At 47.2% G+C, this 1,875-nt stretch carries 2 protein-coding genes; both read left to right on the top strand.

Annotation, left to right across the window (positions count from 1 at the left end; genetic code table 11):
* Positions 1 to 4: 4 nt before the first annotated feature.
* Positions 5 to 625 (top strand): HK97 family phage prohead protease, encoded by a 621-nt coding sequence (locus tag HP552_RS00315; RefSeq protein ID WP_175393813.1) that lies wholly within the window; start codon positions 5 to 7, stop codon positions 623 to 625.
* A 36-nt stretch (positions 626 to 661) separates the two neighbouring features.
* On the top strand, positions 662 to 1,870 hold the full coding sequence (locus HP552_RS00310; RefSeq protein WP_312884174.1) for a phage major capsid protein: 1,209 nt from the start codon (positions 662 to 664) through the stop codon (positions 1,868 to 1,870).
* Positions 1,871 to 1,875: the final 5 nt, after the last annotated feature.

Genomic DNA, 1,875 nt, shown 5'->3' with positions numbered 1-1,875 from the left:
GGAACTGGAAAAGACAATGCCAAAGCTGACAAAGGAGACAAGAGCGCTTCCGGTGGCTCTGGAAATTAGAGCCGATGAAGAAAACGGGCAAAGAACTATTACCGGGGCGATCAAGTACGATACAGACTCGAATGAAATGCGAGACTGGTACGGTGATACGTTTGTTGAACAAATTGCTTCAGGCGCATTCGCGGAAAGCATTAAAACGCGCGGCGTGGTTGGGCTCTGGAGTCATGATACTTCTCAGGTTCTTGGGAATACAAAATCAGGGACATTGAGGCTGGTGGAGGGAACATCTGACTTACGATTTGAACTGGATATACCAGATACCACAGTCGGAAATGACGCCTGGGCATTGATTCAGCGTGGAGATGTGGACGGGGTATCCTTTGGTATGAAGGTTACCAAGGATAAATGGTCCAGTGAAAAGCGGGATGATGGGACGAAGGTTTACAAGCGAAGTATTTTGAATGCGGAGCTGTTCGAAATCAGCCCGGTTGCTTTCCCGGCATATCCGAGCAATGAAGTCACGGCAAGATCATTGGAAGACTTTAAGGCTGAAGAGGCTCGCGCGGGATTGAGTGCTGAAAAAGAAAAAATTCTGATGGAACTGGACCTGATCTAAAGGCCAGTTTTTTTGTTTGACCAAATAATTCATGAGGTGATCCATTTGAGAAAAGAACTTCGCGCGCTTTTAGATGCGATTGAACAAAAGAAACAAGAAGTCCGTACCATGGTTTCTGAGGATAAGACAACAGAAGCGAATAACCAAATGGCTGAATTACGGAAAATGCAAGAGAAAGCCAACGTTTTGAGAGAGCTGGAGGAAGACGAAACGCGCGAGTACGGCAATAACGGCGGGCAGCCTCTGGGTGGATTCCTTGATTTAAGCTCCCGAGAAGATGCGGAGCTAGAAAAAGAATATCGCGGTGTATTCATGAAGGGTGTAAGACGCCGGGATGTCAATTCAGAAGAACGAAGCATTATTACGGAGTACGAACGAAGAGCGGTAATGCATGAGGGTGGAGTATCTGGTCAGACAACGGGCGATGCATCGTTGATCATTCCGCAGGACATCCAAACGCGAATCAATACGGTTTCCCGTCAATTTACAGATCTGAGCCAATTTATCACGGTGGAGGATGTCGCTACACTTTCCGGCTCCCGAGTCATTGAAAAAGATGCTGAATTCGTACCATTTCCATTGATTGAGGAATATGGAGTGATTCCTGAGTCTGACGCACCGCAGTTCATTCCGTTGAAATACGCGGTCACAAAACGCGGCGGTATTCTACCTTTGACGAATGAACTGCTGGCGGATTCGGACCAAAACATTATCAGTTACATTTCTACATGGATTGGTAAAAAGGCTGTAGCCACACGGAATTCATTGATTTTGGCAGAACTGAACAAGCTGGCCAAAAAGCCTCTTGCGGACATGGATGCGATTAAACGCGTAATTAACATCGGACTTGATCCGGCAATCAGTGAACGCAGCATTATCCTGACCAATCAGCATGGTTTTGCTTGGATGGATGAACAGAAAGACGCTAACGGCCGTTACCTGTTGGTAGACGACATCACACAACCAGGTAAAAAGCTGTTCAAAGGTCGTCAGGTTGTCGTGGCATCAAACAGAATGCTTCCAGGGGATGCAACAGCCGGCACAGCTCCGTTTATTGTCGGTGATTTAAAACAACTCTTGGTACTGTACTCTCGCAAGTTTTATGAGCTTGCAAGCACCAAAGAAGGCGGCAGCGCCTTTACTCGTGACACAACAGACCTGAGAGCTATCATGCGTCAGGACATTAAAACATGGGACGCAGGCGCAGCGGTGTTTGGTCAGCTTGACGTTTCGGCAATCGTTTAAGGCGG

Origin of the sequence: Paenibacillus xylanilyticus (assembly GCF_013359935.1) — a bacterium.
Lineage (GTDB): Bacteria > Bacillota > Bacilli > Paenibacillales > Paenibacillaceae > Paenibacillus > Paenibacillus xylanilyticus.
Note: the sequence above shows the minus strand (reverse complement) of the source record. Positions and strands in the feature narration are given on the sequence as shown.